This window comes from Shimia sp. R9_3 (assembly GCF_017743755.1).
Classification (GTDB): Bacteria; Pseudomonadota; Alphaproteobacteria; order Rhodobacterales; family Rhodobacteraceae; genus Shimia.
On record NZ_JAGHRP010000005.1, the window covers coordinates 20,047 to 45,774 of the forward strand.

General features: G+C 58.7%; 27 protein-coding genes. 7 read left to right on the forward strand and 20 right to left on the reverse strand.

Annotated elements, in window-relative coordinates; all coding sequences use genetic code 11:
* Positions 1–300: 300 nt before the first annotated feature.
* A complete protein-coding gene (locus J7412_RS13645; protein WP_209079143.1) occupies positions 301–786 on the forward strand; it encodes a pseudoazurin in 486 nt (161 codons plus the stop codon).
* Between the two features lie 153 nt (positions 787–939).
* On the opposite strand, the gene rpsI is transcribed toward J7412_RS13645, so the two are convergent.
* From rpsI to J7412_RS13660, 3 genes are all read right to left on the reverse strand, one after another.
* The gene (gene rpsI, locus J7412_RS13650) at positions 940–1,425 is read right to left on the reverse strand and encodes a 30S ribosomal protein S9 (RefSeq protein WP_058240297.1); all 486 of its coding nucleotides are present in this window, start codon (positions 1,423–1,425) and stop codon (positions 940–942) included.
* 3 nt (positions 1,426–1,428) lie between these two features.
* Positions 1,429–1,890, reverse strand: coding sequence for a 50S ribosomal protein L13 (rplM, locus tag J7412_RS13655; RefSeq protein WP_209079144.1), 462 nt, complete (start codon positions 1,888–1,890; stop codon positions 1,429–1,431).
* Positions 1,891–2,058: 168 nt separating this feature from the next.
* On the reverse strand, positions 2,059–3,450 hold the full coding sequence (locus J7412_RS13660) for a PLP-dependent aminotransferase family protein (protein WP_209079145.1): 1,392 nt from the start codon (positions 3,448–3,450) through the stop codon (positions 2,059–2,061).
* An 89-nt stretch (positions 3,451–3,539) separates the two neighbouring features.
* Here J7412_RS13660 and J7412_RS13665 point away from each other — a divergent pair, with 89 nt between their 5' ends.
* Positions 3,540–3,770 carry a DUF1127 domain-containing protein gene (locus tag J7412_RS13665; RefSeq protein ID WP_209079146.1) on the forward strand — a complete coding sequence of 77 codons (231 nt, stop codon included), beginning with the start codon at positions 3,540–3,542 and terminating at the stop codon, positions 3,768–3,770.
* Positions 3,771–3,821: 51 nt separating this feature from the next.
* On the opposite strand, the gene J7412_RS13670 is transcribed toward J7412_RS13665, so the two are convergent.
* Complete coding sequence (locus J7412_RS13670; RefSeq protein WP_209079147.1) at positions 3,822–4,256, reverse strand: PaaI family thioesterase; 435 nt, start codon at positions 4,254–4,256, stop codon at positions 3,822–3,824.
* 56 nt (positions 4,257–4,312) lie between these two features.
* On the opposite strand from J7412_RS13670, the gene J7412_RS13675 reads away from it, so the two are divergent.
* Genes J7412_RS13675 through gluQRS form a run of 3 tightly spaced genes read left to right on the forward strand, consistent with a single transcriptional unit; the run spans position 4,313 to position 7,412 of the window.
* On the forward strand, positions 4,313–5,098 hold the full coding sequence (locus tag J7412_RS13675; RefSeq protein ID WP_209079148.1) for an enoyl-CoA hydratase: 786 nt from the start codon (positions 4,313–4,315) through the stop codon (positions 5,096–5,098).
* Positions 5,099–5,149: 51 nt separating this feature from the next.
* Positions 5,150–6,505, forward strand: coding sequence for a methylenetetrahydrofolate--tRNA-(uracil(54)-C(5))-methyltransferase (FADH(2)-oxidizing) TrmFO (gene trmFO, locus J7412_RS13680; protein WP_209079149.1), 1,356 nt, complete (start codon positions 5,150–5,152; stop codon positions 6,503–6,505).
* A gap of 46 nt (positions 6,506–6,551) precedes the next feature.
* Positions 6,552–7,412 (forward strand): tRNA glutamyl-Q(34) synthetase GluQRS, encoded by an 861-nt coding sequence (gene gluQRS / locus J7412_RS13685; RefSeq protein ID WP_209079150.1) that lies wholly within the window; start codon positions 6,552–6,554, stop codon positions 7,410–7,412.
* Between the two features lie 32 nt (positions 7,413–7,444).
* Here the strand turns inward: gluQRS and hisI are convergent, their stop codons facing one another.
* Positions 7,445–7,807: a phosphoribosyl-AMP cyclohydrolase gene (gene hisI, locus J7412_RS13690; protein ID WP_209079151.1), complete on the reverse strand. Its 363-nt coding sequence runs from the start codon at positions 7,805–7,807 to the stop codon at positions 7,445–7,447.
* Between the two features lie 67 nt (positions 7,808–7,874).
* Here hisI and J7412_RS13695 point away from each other — a divergent pair, with 67 nt between their 5' ends.
* Positions 7,875–8,327, forward strand: coding sequence for an iron-sulfur cluster assembly scaffold protein (locus J7412_RS13695; protein ID WP_209079152.1), 453 nt, complete (start codon positions 7,875–7,877; stop codon positions 8,325–8,327).
* Between the two features lie 407 nt (positions 8,328–8,734).
* Here J7412_RS13695 and J7412_RS22025 read toward each other — a convergent pair whose 3' ends face one another.
* The 5 genes from J7412_RS22025 to J7412_RS13715 all read right to left on the reverse strand — a co-directional run bounded on the left by J7412_RS22025 (position 8,735) and on the right by J7412_RS13715 (position 14,500).
* A complete protein-coding gene (locus J7412_RS22025; protein ID WP_280637736.1) occupies positions 8,735–8,857 on the reverse strand; it encodes a hypothetical protein in 123 nt (40 codons plus the stop codon).
* A 107-nt stretch (positions 8,858–8,964) separates the two neighbouring features.
* Positions 8,965–11,055, reverse strand: a complete 2,091-nt coding sequence (recG, locus tag J7412_RS13700; protein WP_209079153.1) for an ATP-dependent DNA helicase RecG — start codon at positions 11,053–11,055, stop codon at positions 8,965–8,967.
* Positions 11,052–13,298, reverse strand: coding sequence for an NAD-dependent DNA ligase LigA (ligA, locus tag J7412_RS13705; protein ID WP_247743948.1), 2,247 nt, complete (start codon positions 13,296–13,298; stop codon positions 11,052–11,054). Before ligA ends, recG begins: the two co-directional genes overlap by 4 nt.
* A gap of 106 nt (positions 13,299–13,404) precedes the next feature.
* The gene (locus J7412_RS13710; protein ID WP_209063203.1) at positions 13,405–14,121 is read right to left on the reverse strand and encodes a response regulator transcription factor CtrA; all 717 of its coding nucleotides are present in this window, start codon (positions 14,119–14,121) and stop codon (positions 13,405–13,407) included.
* 100 nt (positions 14,122–14,221) lie between these two features.
* Complete coding sequence (locus J7412_RS13715) at positions 14,222–14,500, reverse strand: DUF1153 domain-containing protein (protein WP_209079154.1); 279 nt, start codon at positions 14,498–14,500, stop codon at positions 14,222–14,224.
* A gap of 124 nt (positions 14,501–14,624) precedes the next feature.
* Between J7412_RS13715 and mnmA the strand changes: the two genes are divergently transcribed.
* Complete coding sequence (mnmA, locus tag J7412_RS13720; protein ID WP_209079155.1) at positions 14,625–15,770, forward strand: tRNA 2-thiouridine(34) synthase MnmA; 1,146 nt, start codon at positions 14,625–14,627, stop codon at positions 15,768–15,770.
* Positions 15,771–15,812: 42 nt separating this feature from the next.
* Here the strand turns inward: mnmA and J7412_RS13725 are convergent, their stop codons facing one another.
* From J7412_RS13725 to dxr, 10 genes are all read right to left on the reverse strand, one after another.
* Entirely contained in the window at positions 15,813–16,391 is a 579-nt protein-coding gene (locus tag J7412_RS13725) for a hypothetical protein (RefSeq protein WP_209079156.1), read from the reverse strand.
* Positions 16,388–17,545, reverse strand: coding sequence for a lipid-A-disaccharide synthase (gene lpxB, locus J7412_RS13730; protein WP_209079157.1), 1,158 nt, complete (start codon positions 17,543–17,545; stop codon positions 16,388–16,390). The genes J7412_RS13725 and lpxB overlap by 4 nt, the downstream gene beginning before the upstream one ends.
* Positions 17,545–18,345: a UDP-2,3-diacylglucosamine diphosphatase LpxI gene (gene lpxI, locus J7412_RS13735; RefSeq protein ID WP_209079158.1), complete on the reverse strand. Its 801-nt coding sequence runs from the start codon at positions 18,343–18,345 to the stop codon at positions 17,545–17,547. Before lpxI ends, lpxB begins: the two co-directional genes overlap by 1 nt.
* A 24-nt stretch (positions 18,346–18,369) precedes the next feature.
* Complete coding sequence (lpxA, locus tag J7412_RS13740; protein WP_209079159.1) at positions 18,370–19,167, reverse strand: acyl-ACP--UDP-N-acetylglucosamine O-acyltransferase; 798 nt, start codon at positions 19,165–19,167, stop codon at positions 18,370–18,372.
* A gap of 5 nt (positions 19,168–19,172) precedes the next feature.
* Positions 19,173–19,637, reverse strand: a complete 465-nt coding sequence (fabZ, locus tag J7412_RS13745) for a 3-hydroxyacyl-ACP dehydratase FabZ (RefSeq protein ID WP_209079160.1) — start codon at positions 19,635–19,637, stop codon at positions 19,173–19,175.
* 116 nt (positions 19,638–19,753) lie between these two features.
* Positions 19,754–20,335 (reverse strand): OmpH family outer membrane protein, encoded by a 582-nt coding sequence (locus tag J7412_RS13750; protein ID WP_209079161.1) that lies wholly within the window; start codon positions 20,333–20,335, stop codon positions 19,754–19,756.
* A 6-nt stretch (positions 20,336–20,341) separates the two neighbouring features.
* Positions 20,342–22,687 (reverse strand): outer membrane protein assembly factor BamA, encoded by a 2,346-nt coding sequence (gene bamA, locus J7412_RS13755; RefSeq protein ID WP_209079162.1) that lies wholly within the window; start codon positions 22,685–22,687, stop codon positions 20,342–20,344.
* A gap of 213 nt (positions 22,688–22,900) precedes the next feature.
* Entirely contained in the window at positions 22,901–23,032 is a 132-nt protein-coding gene (locus J7412_RS22030; RefSeq protein ID WP_280637737.1) for a hypothetical protein, read from the reverse strand.
* A 133-nt stretch (positions 23,033–23,165) separates the two neighbouring features.
* Positions 23,166–24,512 carry an RIP metalloprotease RseP gene (rseP, locus tag J7412_RS13760; protein WP_209079163.1) on the reverse strand — a complete coding sequence of 449 codons (1,347 nt, stop codon included), beginning with the start codon at positions 24,510–24,512 and terminating at the stop codon, positions 23,166–23,168.
* A gap of 33 nt (positions 24,513–24,545) precedes the next feature.
* Entirely contained in the window at positions 24,546–25,715 is a 1,170-nt protein-coding gene (dxr, locus tag J7412_RS13765) for a 1-deoxy-D-xylulose-5-phosphate reductoisomerase (protein WP_209079164.1), read from the reverse strand.
* Positions 25,716–25,728: the final 13 nt, after the last annotated feature.

Genomic DNA, 25,728 nt, shown 5'->3' on the forward strand with positions numbered 1-25,728 from the left:
CCTCTCCGCAACACAAACAAACGTGGTTAAAGAGTCGTTAGAAATGGTTAATCAACCGTTAATTGTGAAAATCCTGAGCGACAACGGTGACTTACTCCCCGGTGACGGAGAGCTATTCCGAAGCCGCCTAAGAAATGTGACAGAGACAAAATGTCGCCAAAACTGCCTCCCATTTGGGTTGAAGCTCCTGCCGCACAAGATTAACTCGTTAAACATAGCCATGAAGCGTTAGAGACGCTGCCAGCTAGAACTAGGGCCGCTTGCCAGTATGGCACCCAGCCAAAAACATGAGACATCGCTATGAAATTTGAGATCAATCGCCGCCAGCTGATGCTTGCAGGTGCTGCCCTGATGCTGGCGCGCCCTGCCTTTGCGCAATCCACTGTCGACATTCAGATGCTGAACAAACACCCTGAAGACAAAAAGCGCCGCATGGTGTTCGACCCGCTCATTCAGGTTGTGCAAGCCGGCGACACGGTGCGCTTTGTCTCTGAGGACAAAGGCCACAACAGCGAAAGCATAGAGGGCATGCTCCCCGAAGGCGTCGACACCTGGAAAAGCAAGATCAGCAAAGATTTTGAGATCACGCTCGATGTGCCAGGGTTCTATGGCTACAAATGCACCCCGCATGCCAGCATGGGGATGGCCGGCCTGATCATCGTGCAGGGCGACGGCATGATGGCCAACTATGATGCGGCCAAAGGCGTGAAGCACAAAGGCCGGATGCAGAAAGCCTGGGACGCGATCTGGGAACAGGTCGAGGCAGAAGGCCTGGCGCAAGCCTAACGTCCTGCAAATCAAACACAAAAATCAAAGGGGGCGTTCACCACGCCCCCTCTTTTTTCTTGCAGCATCACCGACCAATCGCCCCGCCAGATGCGCAAAAGAAAAGGGCCCGCAAAACTGCGAGCCCTTTCTTTTTGGCATGTTGTCCAGCGATTAACGCTTGGAGAACTGGAACGAACGACGCGCTTTGCGCTTACCGTATTTCTTACGTTCCACAACGCGGCTGTCGCGGGTCAGGAAGCCAGCGGCTTTCAGAGGTGCGCGCAGGGAGGGTTCATAAAGCTGCAGAGCTTTAGAGATACCGTGCTTCACCGCACCGGCCTGACCGGTCAGACCGCCACCTTTCACGGTGGCATATACGTCGAATTCGCCTTCTACGCCGGCAACCTGGAAAGGCTGGCGCAGGATCAGCTGCAGAACCGGACGTGCAAAGTACTTGTCCTGGTCTTTGCCGTTCACGATGACCTTGCCGGAACCCGGCTTGATCCAAACGCGGGCAACAGCGTCTTTACGTTTACCGGTCGCGTAGGAGCGGCCCAGTTCGTCGCGCACTGGCTCACGAGGAGCCGCAACTTCTACAACAGCTTCTTCACCGGCTACGGCGTTCAGCTCTTCAAGCGAGTTGATTTGATCAGCCATTGATTAGCTCCGGGTGTTCTTGCTGTTCATGGACTTAACGTCCAGGACTTCAGGCGCTTGTGCTTCATGCGGATGCTCGGCACCAGCGTATACACGCAGGTTGGTCATCTGCTTGCGGGACAGGCGGTTGCCAGGCAGCATGCGCTGAACGGCTTTGGTCACCACGCGCTCTGGGTGCTCGCCTTCCAGGATCTGACCTGCAGTGCGGGATTTGATGCCGCCTGGGTGGCCAGTGTGCCAGTAGTAGTTCTTGTCAGAACGCTTCTTACCGGTCAGCTGGATTTTGTCCGCGTTGATCACGATGACATTGTCACCCATGTCCATGTGCGGGGTGAAGGACGCCTTGTGCTTGCCGCGCAGGCGCATGGCGACGATCGAAGCAAGACGGCCCAGCACCACGCCTTCGGCGTCGATGATGATCCATTTCTTCTCGATGTCTGCCGGAGTAGCAGAGAAGGTTTTCATATTAGGTCTTCCAGATTGGTTGACGGGTTGGCCGGGAATCCCGGCACGCCGGTCTCTCCAGTAAATGATGGGCGGGTTATAAAGCAGCCATGCGTCACGTCAAGCGGCGTAAATCCGAAATAAAAACACAAAAACAACAACTTACAAAATAGGTATTATTTTACCCCATCAATTTTCATTCAAAAGAGGCGGTTTCGCGAGCAAACGCGAGACGGTTTCCAATGCGGCCTGCAATTCGCTCACCGGCAATTCCGGTGCGAGGGCAATCCGAACGGCATTTGGCGCCTGTCCATCCGGCAAAGCGTATTCATCCGCCGATTTGATCCGGATGCCTTGCGCATCACACGCCCGCACAAAAGTGGACCCACGCCAGCCCTGTGGCAAACGCAGCCAGATAAACGGCACATCCGGTCGCCAGCGAATGTTCCAGCTGCCCAGAATATTCACAGCCACACGGACACGCTCATCAATCGCAGCCAACACACGCCGTTTGATACCATCCGCCTGCCCGTTCAGGATCAGCTCGGCACAGATGTCCAACATCGGCTGCGGCACGCCATAGAAATTGGATTGCGCCACATGCCGCGCCTGCTGCGCCCGCCCTTCCGGCGGCACAAGGAAGCCGAAGCGCAAGGCAGAGGAGACCGCCTTTGTCAGCGAGCCAAGATACCAGGTGCGGTCCGGGCACAGAACACGGTAAGACGGCACATCGGTTGGAGAAATTGCGTAACAATCGTCCTCAACAATCTGCACATTGTATCGGCGCGCCAATGCCGCGATCTCCTGACGTCTTTCCAGCGGCGTGTGAATGGCCGTTGGGCTGTGCGCTTGGGCGGAGGTCATCAAAACCTGCCCCCCATGCCGCCGCAGCGCCTCCTCCAACCGATCCGGGCGAATGCCATGTTGGTCCAGCCCAATGCCAATCACCTCAGCACGCAACAGGCGGCAAGCGTGACGCACCCCCGGGAAGGTGATCTCTTCGGTCAGAACCACAGGAGACGCCCCATGCAGGCAGGATTGCAAGGCAATCATCGAGGCACTCTGCGCCCCAAGCGTCAGAACCACATCATCCGCTGAAATGCGCCCTGCAATGTCCTGTCCGATCCACTGCACAACCGCTTCGCGCGCGACCTTATCTGTTGTTGAGTCAGGGCAGAGCAGATAGCGCGATCCCTCCTTCAAAGTCTGCGCCATGGCCGCGCGAATGGCCCCGTCCTGCCCCACATCCGGCACACGGACAGCCCGCAGATCAATATCGCCGCTCTGACTGTCCGTCACCAAAGGATCCGGCCCTGCCACAGGCGCACTGCGCCCCTCGGCCACAAAGGTGCCGCGTCCTACAGTGGTGTCCAGCAACCCCTCTTCCACAGCGAGCTTGTAAGCGCGAGCGACCGTTCCCGGTGTGATCCCAAGATCCCACGCCAGGTCCCGCACCGTGGGCAGCTTTTCTCCCACAGGCAGTTGCCCGCCATGCACGGCACACCGAAGAGATTGTACCAACACAAGATACTTCGGATCGGTACAATTTTCAAAATCAGGCGGCCAAATTGTACCAGTCACAATGTTTTCCTCGCCATTGTATCACGCCAAAGCTACACAAGCAGTGTAACAAACTTGAGGATTGTATCAATACAATATTGGAGACGACCATGACAATGACCACGGCACATCTCGAAAGCCTGACCAGCCACGCCGCCAATGCACAACTTCCTGTTGCCGCACGCCTCGCGCTGTCTTTCGCAGCTCTGGTCACCGCATGGGATCAGCGCGCACGCACCCGCCGTGCCCTCTCCAAGCTCGACGCAGCGCAGCTCAAAGACATTGGCGTATCGCTCGCAGACGCCCGCGCAGAAGTCGAAAAGAAGATGTGGCAAATCTGACTCCCGTCAGTTGCCTCTTCCCCCCTGGGCCGGGTTCATCCCGGCCTTTTTTTATTCTGCCTGAGCCTTTCTGGGCGGGATCGCATAGGTCATATTGGCCCGTGCCACCGGCCTCTCTTCCCCCTCGGAATAGATCAGAATGCTTGTCACTGACAGGCTGCGCCCGAGCTTCAAAAGCGTAGCTTTCGCAATCAGGTCTTTGCCAGACGCCGGTTTGCGCATGAAATCCAGCGAACAATTGGTGGTGACCGTCAGGGCCTCTTTTCCGATGCAAGCCATGGTCGCCACATAGGCCGCCACATCGGCCAGCGCGAACATTGACGGCCCGGAAACCGTGCCCCCCGGGCGCAAATGCCGCTCCGCCACCATCAGGCGCATCACCGTGTTGGTGCCATCAATATGCTCCACCACAAAATCGTCTTTGACCTGCGGAAAGACCGACTGCAGCCAATCGGTCATTTCTTCTGCACTCATCACTGCTTGCATGCTTTTCCTCCCTGCCCTCTGGGGTTACCGTTGCCGCAAACGTCAGGGAGGGCAAGATGACAATTCTGGAACGTCGCGACACGGAAGCGGTGGCACATCTCACGATGAATGCACCGGATCGACTGAATGCACTCTCTGATGAAATGCTTGCCGCCCTACAGGCTGAATTTGAAACCTTGAGTGAGGACAGCAGCATTCGCGCTGTGATCCTCTCAGGCCGTGGCAAGGCCTTTTGCGCCGGCCATGATCTCAAACAAATGACCGCCGGACGGCAATCTGAGGATGGTGGCAAAGCCTATTTCAAAGACCTCTTCACCCGCTGCGCTACCATGATGCAAAGCATCCAGCGCCTGCCCCAACCGGTCATTGCACAAGTGCATGGTATTGCCACCGCTGCAGGCTGCCAGCTTGTGGCAAGCTGCGATATGGCGGTGGCGGCTGAGGGCACGCGTTTTGGCGTCAATGGCGTCAACATCGGCCTCTTCTGCTCCACCCCCATGGTGGCGCTCAGCCGCAACATCCAGCGCAAACAGGCCTTTGAAATGCTCACCACCGGCCAGTTCATCGATGCCAATCGCGCCGCAACCCTCGGACTGATCAACCGCGTTGTGCCGCAAGACCAACTCGGGCCTGCCACCAAAGAGCTCGCTCAAACCGTCGCCGCCAAACTTGGTGTGGCCGTGAAGATCGGCAAACAGGCGTTCTATGAACAGCTCCAGATGCCGCTCTCTGAGGCCTACGACTATACCGGCGATGTCATGGTTCAAAATATGCTCTGGCGGGAAACCGAGGCCGGGATCAACGCTTTCCTCAACAAAGAAACGCCCAATTGGGAGCAATAGAGCGCCGCTTGCCCCTTCCCAAAGAGCGCGCCGTCGCCTATGTCCGCCCCCATGACACAGACATTGCATATCATTGGCGGCGGTATGGCCGGCTCCGAGGCTGCGTGGCAAGCGGCAAACATGGGCGTTCAGGTGGTGATCCACGAGATGCGCCCAAAGGTGGAAACCTTTGCCCATCGCACCGGGCATCTGGCGGAGATGGTCTGCTCCAACTCCTTCCGCTCTGACGATGATGAGCAAAACGCCGTGGGTCTCCTGCATTGGGAAATGCGTGCCGCGGGCGGCTTGATCATGTCCAAGGCGGATGAACACCGCCTGCCTGCCGGTGGCGCACTGGCGGTGGACCGTGATCCATTTGCCGAGTCTGTGACAGAGGCGCTGATGGCGCACCCCAATGTCACAGTTGAGTACGGCGAGATCAGCGAACTGCCCAGCGATGGCCACTGGATCATCGCCACCGGCCCGCTGACCTCCAGCGCGCTTGGCGCGGCCATTCAGGCCGAAACCGGCGCGGACCGACTGGCGTTTTTTGATGCCATAGCCCCGATTGTCTATGCCGAGAGCATCGACATGGATGTGGCCTGGCTGCAGTCGCGCTATGACAAAGGCGAGACCGAAGAAGAGCGAAAAGCCTACCTCAACTGCCCGATGACGAAGGATCAATATGAGGCCTTCATCGACGCGCTGCTGGCGGCAGACAAAACCGAATTTCACGAAGGCGAAACAGCTGGATATTTTGACGGCTGCCTGCCGATTGAAGTGATGGCCGAGCGCGGCCGCGAGACCCTGCGCTTTGGCCCGATGAAACCGGTTGGCCTGACCAACGTCCACAAACCGGATGACAAGCCCTATGCGGTGGTTCAACTTCGCCGCGATAACGCCTTGGGAACGCTCTATAATATCGTTGGCTTCCAGACCAAGATGAAATATGGCGCACAGACCGATGTGTTCAAAATGATCCCCGGCCTGGAAAACGCCTCCTTTGCGCGCCTTGGTGGCATTCACCGCAACACCTTCATCAACTCGCCCACCCTTCTGGACGATCAGATGCGCCTGAAATCCCGCCCCAACATCCGTTTTGCCGGGCAGGTTACGGGTGTTGAAGGTTACGTGGAAAGCGCGGCCATGGGCCTGCTCGCTGGACGTCTTGCGGCCGCTGAAATCCTCGACGCACCGCTGCCCACCGCCCCGCTGAACACAGCAATGGGCGCGCTGGTCCATCACATCACCGGCGGCGCGGAGGCCAAAACCTTCCAGCCGATGAACGTGAACTTTGGCCTGTTCCAGCCGGTAGATGGCCTCAAAGGGGGCCGCCGCGGCCGCAAGGACCGCTACAAAGCCTACACCGGCCGCGCCAAAGCCGACTGGCAGGCGTGGCTTGATGCACAAGCAACGGTAGACGCCTAAACCGCATCGCCCTAGGGTGGTGCAAACTGACAAGCGGCAGACCATCGTGACATTCATCACGCGCTTTGCGCCCTCCCCCACCGGCCCCTTGCATCTCGGGCATGCCTATTCCGCGCTGCGCGCCCATGATGCCGCCCGCGCGGCAGGTGGCCGGTTTCTTCTGCGTATTGATGATTTGGACCAATCCCGCGCCCGTCTCGCGTGGGAAGAGCAAATCTATGAGGATCTGCACTGGCTCGGGATCTCCTGGGATGGCCCGCTGCGCAAACAGTCCGAGCATTTTGCCGACTACGATCTGGCTCTGACACAGTTGCGCGACCTGGGGCTGACCTATGAATGCACCTGCACACGACGCGAAATTGAAGCCGCCGCCAACGCGCCACAGGAAGGTGTGCCAGAATTCGGCCCGGACGGACGCATCTATCCAGGCACATGCCGCCACGCCCATCACGCCACACAAGATGCCACTTGCACACGGCTTGATATGGAGAAGGCCTGCGCTTTGGCCTTACCAGCAGCGTTTGAAGAACAGGGCTCACTGCACACAGGCACGCATCAGCTCGTCGCCCAAAGGCTGATCACCCACGTGGGGGATGTGGTGCTTGCGCGCCGCAATATGGCCGCCTCCTACCACCTCTCCGTGGTGCTGGATGACGCGGCAACCGATATCAGCCATGTCATTCGCGGCGCGGATCTTTTTGAAGCCACCGCAATCCACGTGCTCCTGCAGGCGCTGTTCAAGCTGCCCACGCCCACTTATCACCATCACGATCTGATCCGCGATGCAGCGGGCAAACGTCTGGCGAAACGCGACGATGCCCGCGCCATCGCCAAGTTCAGAGAAGACGGCGCCTCCCCCGCAGATATCCGCGCCATGGTTGGCCTGCCCCCGGCTTCATTCTGCTGAAAATACTCCCGCCGGAGGCATGAGCTGGAAGCTCATTCATCCATCGGCTTCATCAGCTCAACGGTCTGCCCATCCCGCACAGCGGTGTAAAAGCACGTGCGACGGTTGGTGTGGCACGCCGCCCCAACCTGCTTGATCAGCACTAGGATGCAGTCCTGATCGCAGTCATAACGGAAATCGACCAGCTCCTGCATATGGCCAGAGGTCTCCCCTTTGATCCAGAACGACTGGCGTGACCGGCTCCAGTAAGTCACCCGCTTGGTTTCCAACGTCTTGGCCACCGCCTCGGCGTTCATCCAGGCCATCATCAACACCTCACCGCTTTCGCTGTCCTGCGCAATCGCCGGGATCAGCCCCGCCTCATTGTAGGTCAGTGATTTTGGATCAAATTCCATACCTTCGTCCCCTTTGCATCCCGTGTTTTCCTCTCTATCTAGGAATGACGCAGCAAAGGAAACAGCGATGTCCGGCGAAACCGACCTGATCAAGCTTTACTCTGGCCAGATCCTGCAATTGGCGGCATCCATTCCGCACACCAACCGGCTTGATGAACCGGACGCAACCGTCAAAAAGCGCTCGCCCCTGTGCGGCTCCACTGTGACGGTTGATGTGTCGGTCGCTGATGGCGTGATCAGCGCATTTGGCCAGGATGTGAAGGCCTGCGCGCTCGGCCAGGCTGCCGCCTCCGTCGTCGGTGCCAATGTCATCGGCCGCAGCCGCGCAGAGATTGATGCCGCGCGCGATGCACTCAAAGAGATGCTGAAACAGGACGGCCCAACACCTCCGCCCCCCTTTGACGGGCTCGAAGTTCTGCGCCCCGCGCGCGACTATAAAAATCGCCACGCCTCCATTCTGCTCGCCCTTGAAGCCACAGCAGAAGCTTTTGAGGCCGCCGAACAGGCCAACTGCGCTTAATTCCCGACCACAGGCCGGGCGGGGCAAAGCCTGCTTTATCGGACCTTCCCCCTATGAAAGGGGGCCAACCCCCTCGGCCTTCGGCCTCTCCCCCGAGATATTGCGGGCAAGAGGAAGCCGCATTGCCGCTGTTCCTCTTCCGCGCGTTGCCACCCAAACGCCTTGCCCTACAACAAAAAAACCGCCGCACTTCCGGGGAGAAGGCGGCGGTAAGGCCAAGCGTTATCACGTGGGACCTGAGCCATCTACAAAGGGGGAGGCAGACCCCCAAGAGGACTAGGAACAGGCAGTGTCAGTCAGAACGCATCACGTGGGGACAGATGCGAAGATGGTCAGCGTGAAAGCCGCAGGCAATGAGGTGAGACAGAAACTGCCTCAGTGGCACAGAAAGAGTTCAGTCGATCAAGTCACACAAAACCGGGCACATGCAGCGCAAGCACCAGCATGATCACCAGAGCCACCCCGCCAACAGCATCCTGCAACAGTGTGTCACCTGAACTGCGCACGACCGATTTGATTTGCTGCATCATGGGGCCTCTCCTTCTCCCTAAGTTTTGTTGCCACTTTGTTCTCATGCGACGCGATTCGAGTAAAGAACTTTTTGAGAACAAAAGAGAACATTAAGAGACTTTGGAAGCTAACCCACTGAAATCAAACGGATCGCCTGATCTTGCTCCATCAGCCACAAGAGAACACGTGCCGCCTGCCCGCGTTCTGTTTCCAAGGTTGGGTCATCATGCAAAAGCTTGCGTGCATCGCTTTGCGCCACCGCCATCAGGCTCGCCTGACTTTCAACATCCGCAATCCGAAAACGCGGCAGACCGGACTGCGCGGTGCCAATCAGATCGCCAGCCCCGCGCATTTGCAGATCGGTTTCGGCAATCACAAAGCCGTCTTCGCTCTCGCGCAGCACCTTCAAACGCTTCTCCCCGCCTTCAGTCAGCGGTGCCTGATACATCAGCAAACAAGTTGAGGCTTGCGAGCCCCGGCCAACACGCCCGCGCAACTGATGGAGCTGCGCCAGGCCAAAGGCTTCCGCGCGCTCGATCACCATGATCGTGGCGTTGGGCACATCCACGCCTACCTCAATCACGGTTGTTGCCACCAGAACCTGTGTCTCCCCGGCCTGAAACGCCGCCATCGCCGCGTCTTTCTCCTCAGGGGGCATCTGGCCATGCACAAGCCCAACCACACCTTCGCCAAGCGCCGCCCTGAGCGCTTTGAACCGCGCATCTGCGGCGGTGTAATCCACCCGCTCGCTTTCCTCGACCAGCGGGCACACCCAATAGGCCTGCTTGCCCTCCGCCACCGCTTTCTGCAGATGCCCCACAACCTCATCCATACGGGTGGTCGGGATCAAGGCGGTGGTGATGGGCTGCCGTCCGGGTGGCTTTTCATCCAGCACCGACACATCCATGTCGCCATATTGCGCCAGCGCCAGACTGCGTGGGATCGGCGTGGCCGTCATCACCAGAACATCGGCACCGGCACCCTTTTTGCCCAGCTCCAGCCGCTGGCGCACACCAAAGCGGTGCTGTTCGTCAATGATGGCCAGCCGCAAATCTTCAAAGTGGACGTCCTGCTGGAACACCGCATGGGTGCCGACCAGAATGTGAATGTCCCCCCCCGCCAGCGCCTCCAGCTTGGCTTTGCGCTCTTTGCCTTTGTCGCGCCCGGTGAGGATCTCCAAAACCACGCCCGCGCTTTCCGCCAGAGGCCGCAGACCTTCCATATGCTGGCGCGCCAAAATCTCGGTTGGGGCCATCATCACGCCCTGCCCGCCCGCCTCCACAGCGATCAGCAAAGCCATAAACGCCACCAGCGTTTTGCCCGCGCCGACATCGCCCTGCAGCAGGCGGTTCATGCGGCTTGGCTCAGCCATATCGCGCGCAATCGCCTCGATGGCCCGCTCCTGCGCCCCTGTGGGCTTATAGGGCAGCGCCGCGCGAACCTTCGCTTGCAACACAGTGGTTTGCTGCGAAATCACGCCTTTGGCTTTCTGCAACTGGCTCCGCGCCAGCGCCAACGTGATCTGATGCGCCAGAAACTCATCATAGGCCAGCCGCTCCCGCGCCGGATGGTTGGGGGACACCTGCTCCATCGCTTCCGGGTGATGCACCAGAGCCATCGCCTCGGACCACGACGGCCACTTCGCCTGATCCTTTTGGGAAGGATCAATCCACTCCGCAAAATCCGATGTCTTGGACAAAGCAGAGCGGACAGCCTTCACCATGGTCTTTTGCGAAACCCCGTGGGTCAGCGGGTAAACAGGCTCAAAGGCGGGAATATCTTCGGCTTCATTAGGCGCAACCACATACTCCGGGTGCACCATCTGGGCGACGCCATCAAACAGCTCAACCTTGCCGGACACGACGCGCCGCGCCCCTTCCGGCAGGATTTTCTGCAAATAATCTGTGCGTGCATGGAAGAACACGATCTGAAACGAGGTCATCGCGTCTTGCACCGTGATCCGATATGCCCCGCCCTTATTGCGCGGCGGGCGATGCGCGCCCACCAGCACCTGCACGGTGACCACACCGGGCAGTTCCGCCTCATTCACCGAAAGCTTCTGCGCACGGTCAATCCCCGCATAGGGCAGCAGAAACAACAGATCCCGCGGTTTGGTGACATCAATCTGCCCCAGATGCTGCGCCGTTTTGGGCCCAACACCGTCCAGTTTTGTCAGATCCGCAAAAAGCGGAAACAGGCTTTCCGGCCGTCCGCTCATAGGCCCTCGATCATCGCCAGCCAGCCATCTTCGTCGATGGTTTCAATCCCCAGCTCCTGCGCCTTGGCTGCTTTGCTGCCTGCCCCCGGCCCTGCCACAAGCAGGTCGGTTTTCTTGGAAACAGAGCCGGACACTTTCGCCCCAAGACTTTCCGCCCGCGCCTTGGCTTCGGCCCGTGTCATCTTCTCAAGCGAGCCGGTGAAAACCACGGTTTTGCCAGCCACCGGGCTTTCCTGAGACGGCGCTTCAGGTGGGATGATGTCCAGCTCATCCATCAAACGGTCAATGGCCGCGCGTTCTTCGGCGTTGGCAAAAGCATCCGTGAGAGACAGCCCCACTGCGGCACCAATGCCATCAATCCCGGTCAGATCCGCCCAGACCGCCTTCGCCCCAGCAGGCACCTTGCACTCAGAAATCGCCGCATCCCGGCTTTCCTTGACCCGCGCGCGACGACCTTCACGCTGTGCCACGATCCGTTCGGCCTCTTCCGCCTGATCCGCCGCCCGATGGGCAAGCGCGGCTGGTCGCGCCGCTTCTGCCGCATGCACGAGCTTGTCCCAGCTCATGAAATGCAGCGCCAAATCTTTGGCTGCGCTCTCGCCGACATGGCGAATGCCAAGGCTGAACAGCGCCCGCGCAAAGGCGATCTTGCGCTTATCGTTGATGGCCGCAAACAGATTGGCCGCGCTCTGATCGCCCCAGCCTTTGCGGTTTTTCAGCTTGTTCAGATTGCCCACATCCCGGCGTTCCAACGTGAAAATCTGAGCCGGTTCTCGAATGGGCAGATCCGGATCGTCAAAAAACATCTCGATCTGTTTTGCGCCTAGCCCTTCGATATCAAAGGCTTTGCGCGCCACGAAATGGCGCAACTTTTCAATAGCTTGCGCGGCACAGATCATCCCGCCAGTGCAATAGCGCACCGCGTCGCCTTCTTCACGCACCGCAGGTGAGCCACACACCGGACAGCTTTCCGGGAACGCATAACGCGCGGCATCATCCTTGCGCTTGCTCAGGTCCACATCCGCCACTTTTGGGATCACATCGCCCGCGCGATAGACCTGCACCCAGTCGCCTTCGCGGATGTCTTTACCGCCGCGGATCTCAACACCTTTGCTGTCCCGTCCGGCGATGTAGTCTTCATTGTGCAGCGTTGCGTTGGAGACCACCACGCCGCCCACCGTCACCGGTGCAAGACGCGCCACCGGGCTCAGCGCCCCGGTGCGGCCCACCTGAATGTCGATGGCCTCAAGCCAGGTCCAGGCCAGTTCTGCCGGAAACTTATGGGCCACCGCCCACCGTGGAGTGGTTGAGCGAAAGCCCAGCCGCGCCTGCAGGACCAGTTCGTCCACCTTGTAGACCACGCCGTCGATGTCATAGCCAAGGTCCGCGCGGCCATCCTCGATCTTGCGGTAATGCGCGATCATCTCGTCGGCGTTCGTGCAAACTGCCGTCAGATCATTGATCACGAACCCAAAGGACTGAAGCCGTTTGATGGCCTCCAACTGGCTCTCTGCCAGCGGCTCAGACAGCTCTCCCCAGGCGTAGGCAAAGAACCTCAGCGGGCGCTCGCGGGTGACATTTGCATCCAGCTGCCGCAAGCTGCCCGCCGCCGCGTTGCGCGGGTTGGCAAACACGGTCAGCGCGCGCTTACCCGCCTCTGCCCGTTTCTCGTTCTCTGCCGTGATCCGCGCATTCAAGGCCGCGAAATCCGCGTGGCTCATATAGACTTCGCCGCGTACCTCCAGCACATCCGGCGCACCGGCGATCTCATGGGGAATATCTGCAATGGTCTTGGCATTCTCGGTGACATTTTCCCCCGTCGCGCCATCGCCCCGGGTCGCCGCATAGACCAGCTTGCCCTGCTCATAGCGCAACGACAGGCTCAATCCGTCAATCTTGGGTTCCGCTGTAAACGCCAGCGCGCCAGTGCCCTGCCCCAGATACTTGCGGATACGGTCGACAAAATCCTGAACATCCTGGTCCTCAAACGCGTTGCCAAGGCTCAGCATCGGCACAGCATGGGTGATCTTGCCAAAACCTTCGGCTGGCGCCGCACCCACCTGCTCAGAGGGGCTGTCCACTCGTTTGAGATCGGGGAAACGCGCCTCAATCTCTTGGTTGCGCCGCTTCAGCCGGTCATATTCCGCATCCGAAAGCTTTGGCGCATCGGCGCCGTGATAGTCGCGATTCGCCTGAGCCAGCAACGCGGAAAGGCGCCCGAGTTCCTCGCGCGCCTGCTCCATAGTCAATTCTGCAATGGCAATCTCTTTGGCCACGTGCGTCTCCCTATCATACCCTCCCAAGTGATAGGGCTGAGACGCGGCGAGGTCCAGTAGATCCCGGCGCTTATCAGGCGCGCATTGCCACCGGATCGTCGGTCGCCGATACCGGCTCAGGATCGCGCAGCACATAGCCACGACCCCAGACTGTCTCGATATAGTTCTCGCCACCGGTTGCTTCGCTGAGTTTCTTGCGCAACTTACAAATGAAGACGTCGATGATTTTCAGTTCCGGCTCGTCCATGCCACCGTAAAGATGGTTCAGGAACATCTCTTTGGTCAGCGTGGTGCCCTTGCGCAGGCTCAGAAGCTCCAGCATCTGATACTCTTTACCGGTCAGGTGAACAGTTTTGCCTTCAACTTCAACGGTTTTGGCGTCCAGGTTCACAGAGATGCGGCCTGTTTTGATGACAGACTGCGAATGGCCTTTGGAGCGGCGGATGATCGCGTGAATGCGCGCCACCAGCTCTTCGCGGTGGAACGGTTTGGTCAGGTAGTCATCTGCACCGTAGCCAAAGCCTTTCAGCTTGCTTTCGGTGTCATCTGCGCCGGACAGAATCAGGATCGGTGTGTCGATGCGCGATGTGCGCAGCTGACGCAGCACTTCGTGGCCCGTCATATCTGGTAGGCCAAGATCCAGCAGGATCAGGTCGTAGTCATAGAGCTTTGCCAGGTCGATGCCCTCTTCGCCAAGATCTGTGGCATAGACATTCAGGTTGGCGTGGGTCAGCATCATCTCGATGCTTTTAGATGTGGTGGGATCGTCTTCGACCAGCAGCACTCTCATTTGGACTTCCTTACAACTGGGAGGGTTTATGCGTTAACATTAACCTTAATGGTTAAAGGTTAACGAGCCGTTACCAATTTAGGAAGGTTAAGAGGCAAAATCAGTTCTGCCTAAATTTCTGCACCGCTGTCGCTTTCAAAGCCTCCTGTCCATGGGTCGACACAGCGGTCACCCATTCGTTGAACTCATCATCACTTAATCGATAGGTTTCAAGCGCTTCACGCTTTGTAATCAACCCATAGGCCACGCCGCGCACAACCGCAGCTTTGCGTGATGCCACCCAGCGTTTGGTATTGGCCGGTGGCAAATCGGCCCGCGTCATCACCTGCCCGTCTGACAGGGTAACACATCTTGGCCCCTCAACTTTTTTCAAAAACATTGCGTCCATCTCCTCGCGTGAGGAAAATTTTCTACGAGTGGACTTAACGAGGCCCTAAAGCGCCCCTTGAGAGTATCTAAGATTTTCCTATATTCTCGTCGACTTCTGACCGGAGAGACTCACCATGGCGCTTCACAGCGACACACCCCTTAATTCATTGGGTTTTGCGAAGCCCCCTTCTGAAACCCGCGTGGTCGTTGCCATGTCCGGCGGGGTGGATAGCTCCGTTGTCGCAGCCCAATTGGCGGACGAAGGCTACGATGTGGTGGGTGTAACACTGCAACTTTATGACCATGGCGCGGCTTTGGCGAAGAAAGGTGCGTGCTGTGCGGGAATCGATATTCACGATGCACGCCGCGTCGCCGAGGAAAAAGGCTTCCCGCATTATGTCCTGGATTACGAGAATATCTTCCAAGACGCGGTGATTGACGAATTTGCCGACAGCTACCTCGCAGGCGCCACTCCGGTGCCCTGTATTCGCTGCAATGAACGAGTGAAATTCAAGGATCTTCTGGAGACTGCCAAGGATCTGGATGCAGATTGCATGGCCACGGGCCACTACATCCAGCGCAAGATGGGCACCCAAGGCGCAGAGTTGCATTCCGCCGAAGACGCCCGTCGCGATCAAAGCTATTTCCTGTTCTCCACCACGCCGGAACAGCTCGACTACCTGCGCTTCCCGCTGGGCCATCTGCCCAACAAAGACGCAACGCGCGCGCTGGCGGCAGAGTACGGCCTCTCGGTGGCCGACAAGCCCGACAGTCAGGACATCTGTTTCGTGCCCAATGGCGACTATGCCAGCGTGATTGAGAAACTGCGCCCTGGCGCAGCCGACGCGGGCGAAATCGTGGATCACGAAGGCAATGTGCGCGGCACCCACAATGGCGTCATTCACTATACCATCGGGCAGCGTCGCGGCCTTGGCATCGGCGGGCTCACTGAGCCGCTTTATGTGGTGAAACTGGACGTTGAGAAGAAACAGGTGGTGGTCGGCCCCAAAGAGATGCTGGCCACCCGCATCATTCCTGTGCGCGAGATCAACTGGCTTGGTGACGAACCCTTTGACTCCAAACCGGAATGGCATGTGGCCGTCAAGGTCCGCTCCACACGCCCGCCGCGCGACGCCATCATCCGTCCAACCGGCCCGACCACCGCAGAGGTGGAATTGCTGACACCGGAAGAAGGTGTATCCCCCGGTCAGGCCTGCGTCTTTTATGACAATGAAAGCTCGCGCATCTTTGGCGGCGGCTGGATATGGCGCGGCTACTAAGCAGCCAAGTTTCTGGGTGAACTCTTAGGCCACCTGCCCGCTCTAGATCGCGTCGGTCGCTGTGTTCAAAACAACATAGAGGCCGACCGCAATCATCACATAAGGCGCAAAGCCTTCGAGCTTTTGCAAACTTACGATCCGGCTTGGCGCGATACCTGCACCAGCCGCCCCGATGGCCGCGACCACAAGCGCTGAAATCAGCGCGCCTCCCAATACCGGAGCTGAATAGACCGCACGGGAGTCCGCGAGCAGCGGCGTGAACACCACAAAAGTGTCAAACGACAGGCTCAGAAACAGCACCGTCAACGCCATGGTGTTTGCCTTCACCACTGGCATTTGCCCATCAACGTCGGCCGCGCTGCGGTTTTGCCCGATCCCCCAGAGGCCAAGCCCGATTGGCACCAACCCCAGACAGCCCACAGGCAGCGGCAGTTCTGTGTCCACGTGTTCGGCCACCAGAAAGGCAATTGCGAGCACAAGCACCTGCGCCAGCATATAGCCCGCAATCACCTGAAACCGCGCCGTCGTTAGTGCAAGCCCAAGCATCACCACCAGATTGTCGAGATTGGTCGCCAAATGGGTCAGGCAAGAAGAAACCGCCAGAGCGACGGCCTCCATCATGCGCCGAGGCCGTCCAGCACGGCACGCGCGGCGCGCAGCCCCGGCGCTTCATGCCCTTTTCCGAGACGTTCCATGGTCAACGCCATGGCCGCCTGTTGTGCCTCAGGGTTATCCAATATGCGCAAAATGGCCGGTGCAATGTCTTCGGGCTGAAACGCAGGGCCAAGGAACTCTTCCACGGTGCGTGTTTCTGACACCAGATTAACCAGCGTCACCGTATCAATCAGCGCCATGCGGCTCATGATTTGCCAGCTCAGCCAGCTCATGTCGTAGGCCACAACCATCGGCGTCGCGCTGGCCGCCAGCTCCAGCGACACAGTGCCCGAGGCCGCCAATGCCACATCCGCGGCGGCAAAGGCCGCGCGTTTCTGCCCAAGCCCTTCCTCTGGCCCCATCAGGTTGGGATCCAGTACGATCGGCACATGCGGCCATCCGGCCACCGCCTCTTTCACTGCATCCGCCACCGGTGCAGCCGCGGGCACAACCACCTGCAAATCTGGCTTTTTCTGCTTTAGCCGCGCAACCACCTCGCCAAACGCGGGCGTCAGCCGTCCAACTTCGCCGCGACGCGATCCCGGCAACGCCACCATCAGGGGCGCATCATCAATGCCATGCTGCGCCCGAAAGGCGGCAACCTCTTCAGCGCTCGCAACAGGCTCCGTGACCACCGGATGACCGACAAAATCACAGCGCAGTCCCACAGCTTCCATATAGGGCGGCTCAAACGGCAAAAGCGCGAGCACATGATCCACGGACCGCGCCATTTTCTGCGCGCGCTTGGGGCGCCAGGCCCAGACCGACGGCGCCACATAATGCACACAACGGATGGTGCTGACGGCTTTGACTTCGCGTGCCACACGCAGGCAGAAATCCGGGCTGTCAATCGTGATCAAAACATCCGGCTGCCAGTCGAGCACCGCTTTCGCTGTCTGATGCATCCGTTTGACGAGGTGGCGATATTTGGGCAGCACCTCTGCAATGCCCATCACGCTCAGCTCATCCATGGGAAACAGGCTCTCAAGCCCTTGCACGCCCATCAAAGGTCCGCCAACACCCGCAAATTCGACATTGGGCACCAACTGGCGCAGGCCCGCCATCAAGGCCCCGCCCAACCGGTCGCCCGACAGTTCTCCAGCGACCAGAAACACCTTCATCAGAGCGTCCGTCCCATTAGAAACAACCCGCTGTCTTCGAGCGCTGCGAGAGTTTCGGCGCGATCAATGATCATCACCTTGCCCGCCTCCACAACGATACCTTCCACACCGGCTGCCGCCGCCGCGGCAATTGTGCCCGGCCCAATGGCAGGCATATCCACGCGCAGATCCTGCCCGCGTTTTGATGCCTTCACAAACACGCCTTTGCCCCGGCGCAAATGCTGCGGGGTTTCGCTGACAAAGCGCAACAAAGCGTCTGTACCCTGCAAAGTCTCAATCCCCAGACACAGACCGGCCGCCACAACAGCGCCCTGCCCCACATCCAGCGGTGAAAGCGCCGACAGAATATCATAAGCGCGATCCGCATCGGCCAGCGCCTGCGTTGAGGGCGCTGCACCGGCCACCAGCCCCTCTTCAATGCACAGTTCCGGCAGCAGACTATGCGCCCCGACCACTTCAAATCCCTGCTCTTCAAAGACCGCAATGATCAGCCGCAAAATCGCATCGTCCCCGCCCTGCAACGCAGGCAGCAAACGCGGCGCAATCGCCATCATACCGGCATCAAACCGTGTCGGATCAAGCGCAGGCCGGCCAAGGCCACCTGACATCACCAGCTGGGTCACACCAGCATCATGCAGCGCAGCAAACAGCCCGCCCATTTCCTCAAACCGGTGGGTGTGCACTTGCCCGGTCATAGCGTGCTCGACACCCTCAAAGACCACACAATAGGCCTCAGGATTGGCAGCCGCCAAGGCAAGCGGCAGATTGCCCCCGCCACATAGGATCCCCAGTTTGCTCATTTCAACCTCGCCGGAAGTTAGGGCTTACCGTGGTGTCAGGAAGGAGCGATCGGTCTCGCCCAGCACAAAGGCCACAATTTCCTGCACATAGTCGCTGTCAGTTTCGTCCCCCAGACGTCTTGCACGCTCAAGAAAAGCGCCTTCGCCCTGCGCAAGCATCTGAAAGGCCGCACGCAGCGCCGTGATGTCCGCGCGCGCAACACCACGACGCTTCAGCCCGACAAGATTCAGCCCGTCGAGCTCCCCACGCGGACCTTGCACAAGACCGTATGGGATCACATCATTGGTCACCATTGTGACCGCGCCAATTATCGCACCACGGCCGATGCGCACCCATTGATGGATGCCACACAGACCGCCAATGATCACGTCATCTTCGATGATACAGTGGCCTGCCACAGCGGCAGAATTCACCACGATCACACGATCGCCGATCTGCGCGTCATGTGCGATGTGGCAGCCAGCCATGAACAACCCGCCATCGCCCACGCGCGTCACGCCGCCACCGCCTTCGGTGCCGCTATTCATCGTGACATGCTCACGGATGCGGTTGCGCTCACCAATGACGAGTTTGCTGGCCTCGCCATCAAATTTCAGGTCCTGTGGCACTTCGCCAATCACCGAAAAGCTGAAAACCTCAGTTTCCGCGCCGATCTCTGTGTTGCCGGTCACCACCACATGGCTTTTCAGCACCACACCTTTGTGCAGCACGACATTTGGCCCGACCACGCAAAACGGGCCGACAACACAGCCATCCGCGATGCGCGCACCCTCTTCAATGACCGCAGACGCGTGGATCTCAGCGGTTTCAGAAATTCCCATGAGGCTCACTCCTTGGGCAAATCCATCATGGCTGTGAATTCAACTTCACAGGCCACTTCTCCGTCAACGGTTGCGGTGCCCGCAAACTTCCAGACTTTGCCGCCCGGCTTGCCGCGTGTCGTGGTCACGCGCATTTCCAGCACATCTCCAGGCACCACCATGCGACGGAATTTACATTTGTCGATGCCCATGAAGTAGACCAGCAGCTCTTTGTCTTCCATGCCCAGCGAAACGCCAACCATCACCGCAGAGGTCTGCGCCATCGCTTCAACGATGGTGACGCCCGGCATGATCGGCTTGGACGGGAAATGGCCCTGAAAATGGGGCTCGTTCATGGTGACGTTCTTGATACCCGTCGCAGAGGCATAGCCATCGATATCAACCACCTTATCCACCAGCAGAAACGGGTAGCGATGCGGAATGATCCGCTGGATCAGGCCAATATCGGCACTCTTAAGCTCTTGAGACATCTTGCGCTCCTGCTGCGTCTTGTTTGTTGAAGTAGCCCTAGCAATCCCAGGCGCCGGGGGCAAGCATACGACCGATTTGGCAGTCCCCTAGGCCAAACCTGAAAGGTGCCGCTTATTCAGTCTTCAGGCGTATCTGTCGCGGATGGAAGGCCATCTCCCAAAATTTGGTTGAGCCGTTTGATCGCCATCGACGTGATGTCGATTGCGGGATCAGACAACAGCACCTCCCGCCGCTCCAGGATCACACTGGCGCCCGCCTCCCGCATCAGATCCGTCAAAATCGGGCTGGCTGCGCGGATGAAGGCCTCTTCTTCCCGCTGTCGCTGCACCTCAATATTGCGCGACTTCTGCTCCTGCTCGTTGCGGATCTGCACGACGCGCACGTCAAAGGCATCGGCAACAGCGCGAAACGCCTTGGGATCCATCCCCTCGCGCTGATTGGTCAGTTCTCGTTCTTCAGCCGTCAACTCGGCCTGAATGCGCCGGTTTTCTGCCAGAAGCACCGCCTCTTCCGCTGCCAATTCCTGAGTCACCCGCAGGCCAAACAGCGATTGGGAGAACATCAAATCGCTGTCCACGGTCAAAACGGCTGCGGTCGGCACCTCTTGCGGCGCGCGCGCCTCCTCCTGCGCGAAAGTGGCGGGCGCTTGAAAAAGCCCCGCCACCACAATTGCAAAACCTGCTGCCAGTCGCCGCATCACAAATCAGAACTGAGCGCTGATCGTGAAGTCAAACGTCTGCTCGCGGTCAAAGTCTTCTTTCTGCAGCGCTTTGGTAAAGTTAAAGCGCAGCGGACCAATTGGCGTGGTCCAGAAAATAGACGCCCCGATCACATGACGCAGCGAGAAGTCCTCGCCCACCACATTGTTGGAGGTCTGATCCAGCCCCCAGAGCGAGCCAACGTCATAGAAGAGACCACCACGCAGCCCCAGCTCCTCTGGCAGACCAAGCGGGAATTCTGCTTCAAACCGGGCCACGGCGTAAAAGTTGCCGCCCAGAGCATCATCAAAGCCGGCACCCTGTTCACGTGGACCAACGCCGTACGGTTCAAAACCACGGATGTTGCGCGCTGTTACGATAAAGCGGTCATCCACACGGCTGTCGTCATCAGGAGAGTACAGTGCGCCCCCTTCAAAGGTGGCCCGCAATGTGACTTCTTCGTTCCAGGCCAGCGTCTCTGCCACAGCACGGCCAGTGGTTTCGATATAGGTATAATCACCGCCGATGCCCCCAAAGTCCTGGCTGAACTCAAGCAGCACACCCCGTGTCGGATCAAGACCAGACCGGCGTGTATCATAGCGATAGGTATATCCCAGAGCGCTCTTCCAGATGTCGCCTCGCGCGGCCTCTTGGTTGATCAGCGTACCGTTAAGAGCGGCGTCAACCGGGACGCTCAAATCGGAGTTCACGAGCGAATAGCGCAGCTGCATCCGGGAGTTTTCGCCCAGCTGGAACCCGATGGCCGGCGTAAAATCACCAATCGTGTTAGTGAAACGCGCATCACTTGGTTCAAACTCGCGATAGGACAAATTGAACCCAGCGCTCAAATCCCGCCCGAGGAAAGCCGGCTCCTGGAAAGAAAGCCCATAGTCCACGATGTCCGAGGAAGTCGAGAACGACACGCCAAGGTTCTGACCGCGCCCGAGGAAGTTGGTTTCATTAAAGCGGACTGCAAGACCGATACCGTCGTTGGTGGAGTAGGTGCCGCCCAAAGACAGCGAGCCGGTTGGCTGCTCTTCGACATCCACATCCACAATCACCTGGCTTGGGCTGCTGCCCTCACGTGCATTTACTTCCGCAGAAGAGAAGAACCCCAGCGCACGGATGCGCTCAGCACTCTCACGGATTTCACGCGGGTTGAACGGGTCGCCCTCCACTATGCGGAACTGCTGACGGATCACCTTGTCCAGTGTGGTCGTGTTGCCTTCAATGTCGATACGCTCAACAAAGATCTTCGGGCCACGGGTGATGGCAAAATCCACATCCAGCGTCAGATCACGATCGTTGCGTGTGATGCGCGGCTCCACACGGAGGAAATCTTGCCCCTGCTTCAGCGCAAAGCGCTCCATGCGCGCAATCGAGCTTTCCACCAGGCTCGGCGTGTAAACCACCCCCGGCTTCAGACGCAGGGTTTCCAGATACTCTTGCGGATCCAGCCCTTCGATATCGCTTGATGCGGTGATCTGGCCAAATTTGAACTGCTGCCCTTCTTCAACGTTAAACGTGACAAAATAGCTGTCGCGTTCACGGGAAAGCTCGGCGTTCACACTGAGGGTACGGAAATCCACATAACCGCGGGACAGGTAGAAATCGCGCAGAACCTGCTTATCAAACTCGATGCGGTCGTTCACAAAGGTGTCTTGCTGGAAGAATGTTCGCAGCAGGCCAGCCTGCTTGGTGCCCAACACACGACGAAGACGGCTGTCACCAAAGTTCTGGTTGCCCACAAAGCCGATGCGCTCGATCTCAACGATCCCGCCTTCAAAAACTTCAAACACCAGATCGGCGCGGTTCTCGCTGCGGCGAATGATCCGCGGGGTCACACGCGCCGCCAAACGACCGGATTCCGCGTAGGCCTGCGTGATGCGCGCGGCATCGCGTTCCGCTACCGTCGGGTTCAAAACGCGGCGCGGCTCGGACTCGACCAAACCCTCAAGCGCGTCGTCTTTCAGGCGTTGGTTGCCTTCAAAGCTGATGCGGTTGATGGTTGGGTACTCGGTCACCTTGATCGTCAGCGTATTGCCGCTTGGCACCAGCTCTACGGTCTCAAACAGGCCGCTTTCCAGCACCCGTTGATAGGCCGCGTTCAACTGGCCACCGGTCACCGGCGTGCCGGTCTGCAATCCAGCATAATTGGTGATCGCGGAGGCCTCGATCCGCTGGTTCCCATCCACGCGAATGGAGCCAAAATTGTAGTTCTGGGCATGGCCAAGCGTCGGCAGCGTCATCGCTGCCGCAAAAGCCAGACCATAAATTCCTGTCACAAAACGCCTGCTCTGCGCCTCGTCACGGTCTTTGGTTGTTACCAAAGCACATGCTTGTTTGGTCATTCCCAAACTCCGAAGTATCCCTGTATAGCATGTGAGTAACGGGAATACCCGGCATTGTCAAAACTGCAATGGCACGAAAATCGCCATTGTTTCTTATAGCCAACATAGCAAATTGTGGCGCACGCAGACTGCGACGCCACATCATCTTGTAACTCATTGAGATCAAAGAGAGCACACCAAACCAGGTGGTCTGCCCCTGTCACATCCCGGCGATCAGTGGATCAGGCTGCTGATGTAGGCCCCGATCAACAGGCCCACCACAACCGCCGACGGAAAAAGGAATCTCTCCCAGTTGACATCAATCAACAGGCCAATTGCGCGATATCCACTTGTAATCGTTTGCATTTCCCACATCCCAACGCAGTATCGTTAAACAATAGTAACCTTAGAATAGGGCAAAATTTGGGCGCACAGATGATCTGCGCGCCCACATGGTTAACTCAGCCCCGCCAGAAAGCGGGTATCAAAAACCCTGCGATCAGGGGCAGAAAAGATCGTTTGTCAGACCAAACAGCATCATGCCCAGCACGATCATCAAACCACCCATCATAAGCACGCGCAGCACGCCATCGGCTGGAGGACGCCCTGCAACCGCCTCATAGGCGTAAAACACAAGATGGCCGCCATCCAACATTGGAATCGGAAACAAGTTCAGCAACCCGATCGCGGTGGACAGCACCGCAATGAACCAAATGAAGCTCTGCGTGCCCTGGCTCGCCATCGCGGCAGAGGTCTGCGCAATCCCAACCGGGCCAGACAGGTTACAGCTGCTGATCGCACCGGTGACCATATGATAAAGCCCGCTCAACGAGCCTTCCATGATCCGAACGGTCTGACGCGCGCCTGCCACAACAGCGTCGCCAAATGGCAGGGCTTCTGTTGCAGGCTCAAAGGCCAAACCGCCGCCAATTCCGATCCGCCAATTGGTGACGAAGCCACCATCCGCTTGCGGCTCATCCACGCGGCGGGGTGTCAGGGCAAACTCCTGCGCCTCGCCGTCCCGCTGAACAGTCAACAGCAATGTGCGCCCTTCGCCGGATTCCACCGCCTCTTTCAGCTCGGAGAACGCAACAATCGGGGTGCCGTCGATTGCCGTGAATACATCGCCAACCTCAAGCCCCGCATTATACGCCGCCGAACGCGGTGCCAGCGATAGGACCATTGGCGGATAGAGATATGGCCCGGAAACCTCAATCTCTTCCCCCGCGCGGCCCACCACATAGGGCAGCGGATCCTGCTTTGCCATCTCGTCCCAGAAGTCATCAAATGCGCCGGGTTCATCAAAGGAAGGCAGCGTCTCGCCATTGATTGCGCGCACCACATCGCCTTCCTGCAAGGTGTAGGGGGCGTTTGGCAGTTCGCGCATGTCACCGACGATAAGCTTGTCGCCCACCTGCCCGTTGGACATCATCACCGCGGCAAAAATGATCAGCGACAGAATGAAGTTGAACACCGGCCCCGCCAAGACGGTGGCGGCCCGCGCCCAAAGCGGCGCACCATGCATGGTGGCCCGGCGCTCGGCGTCACTCATCTCCGCCATGGCCTCCCCATCCTTGCCGCTTGCGGCGTTGGCGTCACCTTTGAATTTCACATATCCGCCCAGCGGGATCGCGGCGAGTTGCCATTGCGTGCCGCGTTTGTCTACGCGCGACCACAGCACAGGGCCAAACCCGATGCTGAACACATCCGCGCCGATACCGCTCCAGCGACCAACGATGTAGTGGCCGTATTCGTGGATCGCCACGATGATCGACAAGGCCACCACAAACCAAACAACCGTTAGGGCGCCGCTGCCGAAACTCGGGATTAGCGTCGAAATATCCAAATGCACGTCCTCTTTTTGGCGCTTCTGGCGGCCTTAAGCCATTTTTTGCATGATCTCATCCGCAGTCTTGCGGGCGAGATGGTCAGTTTCCATCACCGTATCAAGGCTCATTTCGGCATTCTTGAGGCAATGTGAGGGAGAAAGCTGCGCAAGCACCTCTTCCACCACCTCGGCCATCTGCAAAAAGCCAATGCGGTGATCCAGGAAGGCATCCAGCGCCCGCTCTTTGGCGGCATTGAACATCGCCCCAGCATGTCCACCGATCTCCAGTACATCATGCGCCAGTCGCAGCGCGGGGTAGCGCTCCAGATCCGGCGCGCGGAAATGCAGCGATCCGATTTGCGCCAGATCCAGTCGGGATACCGGCAGATCCTTGCGTTCCGGCCAATGCAACGCATAGCCAATCGCATGGCGCATGTCCGGCGGTCCCACATGGGCCATCAGTGCCCCGTCCTTGAAGCCCACCAGCGCGTGCACCAGCGATTCCGGATGTACAAGCACTTCGATCTGCTCATGGGCGCAGCCGAAAAATTCTTTGGTCTCAATGACCTCCAACGCCTTATTGAACATCGAGGCACTGTCCACGGTGATCCGCTGCCCCATATTCCAATTCGGGTGGCTGCTGGCCTGCTCCGGCGTGGCGCGCGCCATATCTTCCAGGGTCCAATCCCGGAACGCGCCGCCGCTGGCGGTGATGATGATGCGCTCCACCGCGTCCATGTCTTCGCCGACAAGACCCTGAAACACCGCAGAATGTTCACTGTCCACCGGCAGGATACGGCCGCCGTGTTTCTCAGCGGTGCCCATGATCAGATGGCCAGCCGTGACCAGAGATTCCTTATTGGCCAGCGCAAGGGTCGCGCCCTGCTCCAACGCCACCAGCCCCGGAGCCAGGCCCGCAGCGCCAACAATTGCACTCATCACCCAGTCTGCAGGCCGTGCCGCGGCCTCTGCAATCGCCTCTGCGCCTGCCGCCGCCTCAATCCCGCTGCCTGCAAGCGCATCGCGCAGATCACCAAGCAGCGCCTCATTGGCAGTCACAGCCACATCGGCCTTCAGCGCAATCGCATCTTCTGCCAGCTGCGCAATGTTCTGCCCGCCTGTCAGCGCGACAACATCATAAGCTGCAGGATCGCGCCGGATCAGATCAATGGTGTTCTGACCAATCGATCCGGTGGCGCCAAAAATGGAAACTTTTCTCATCTTACCAGTCTCT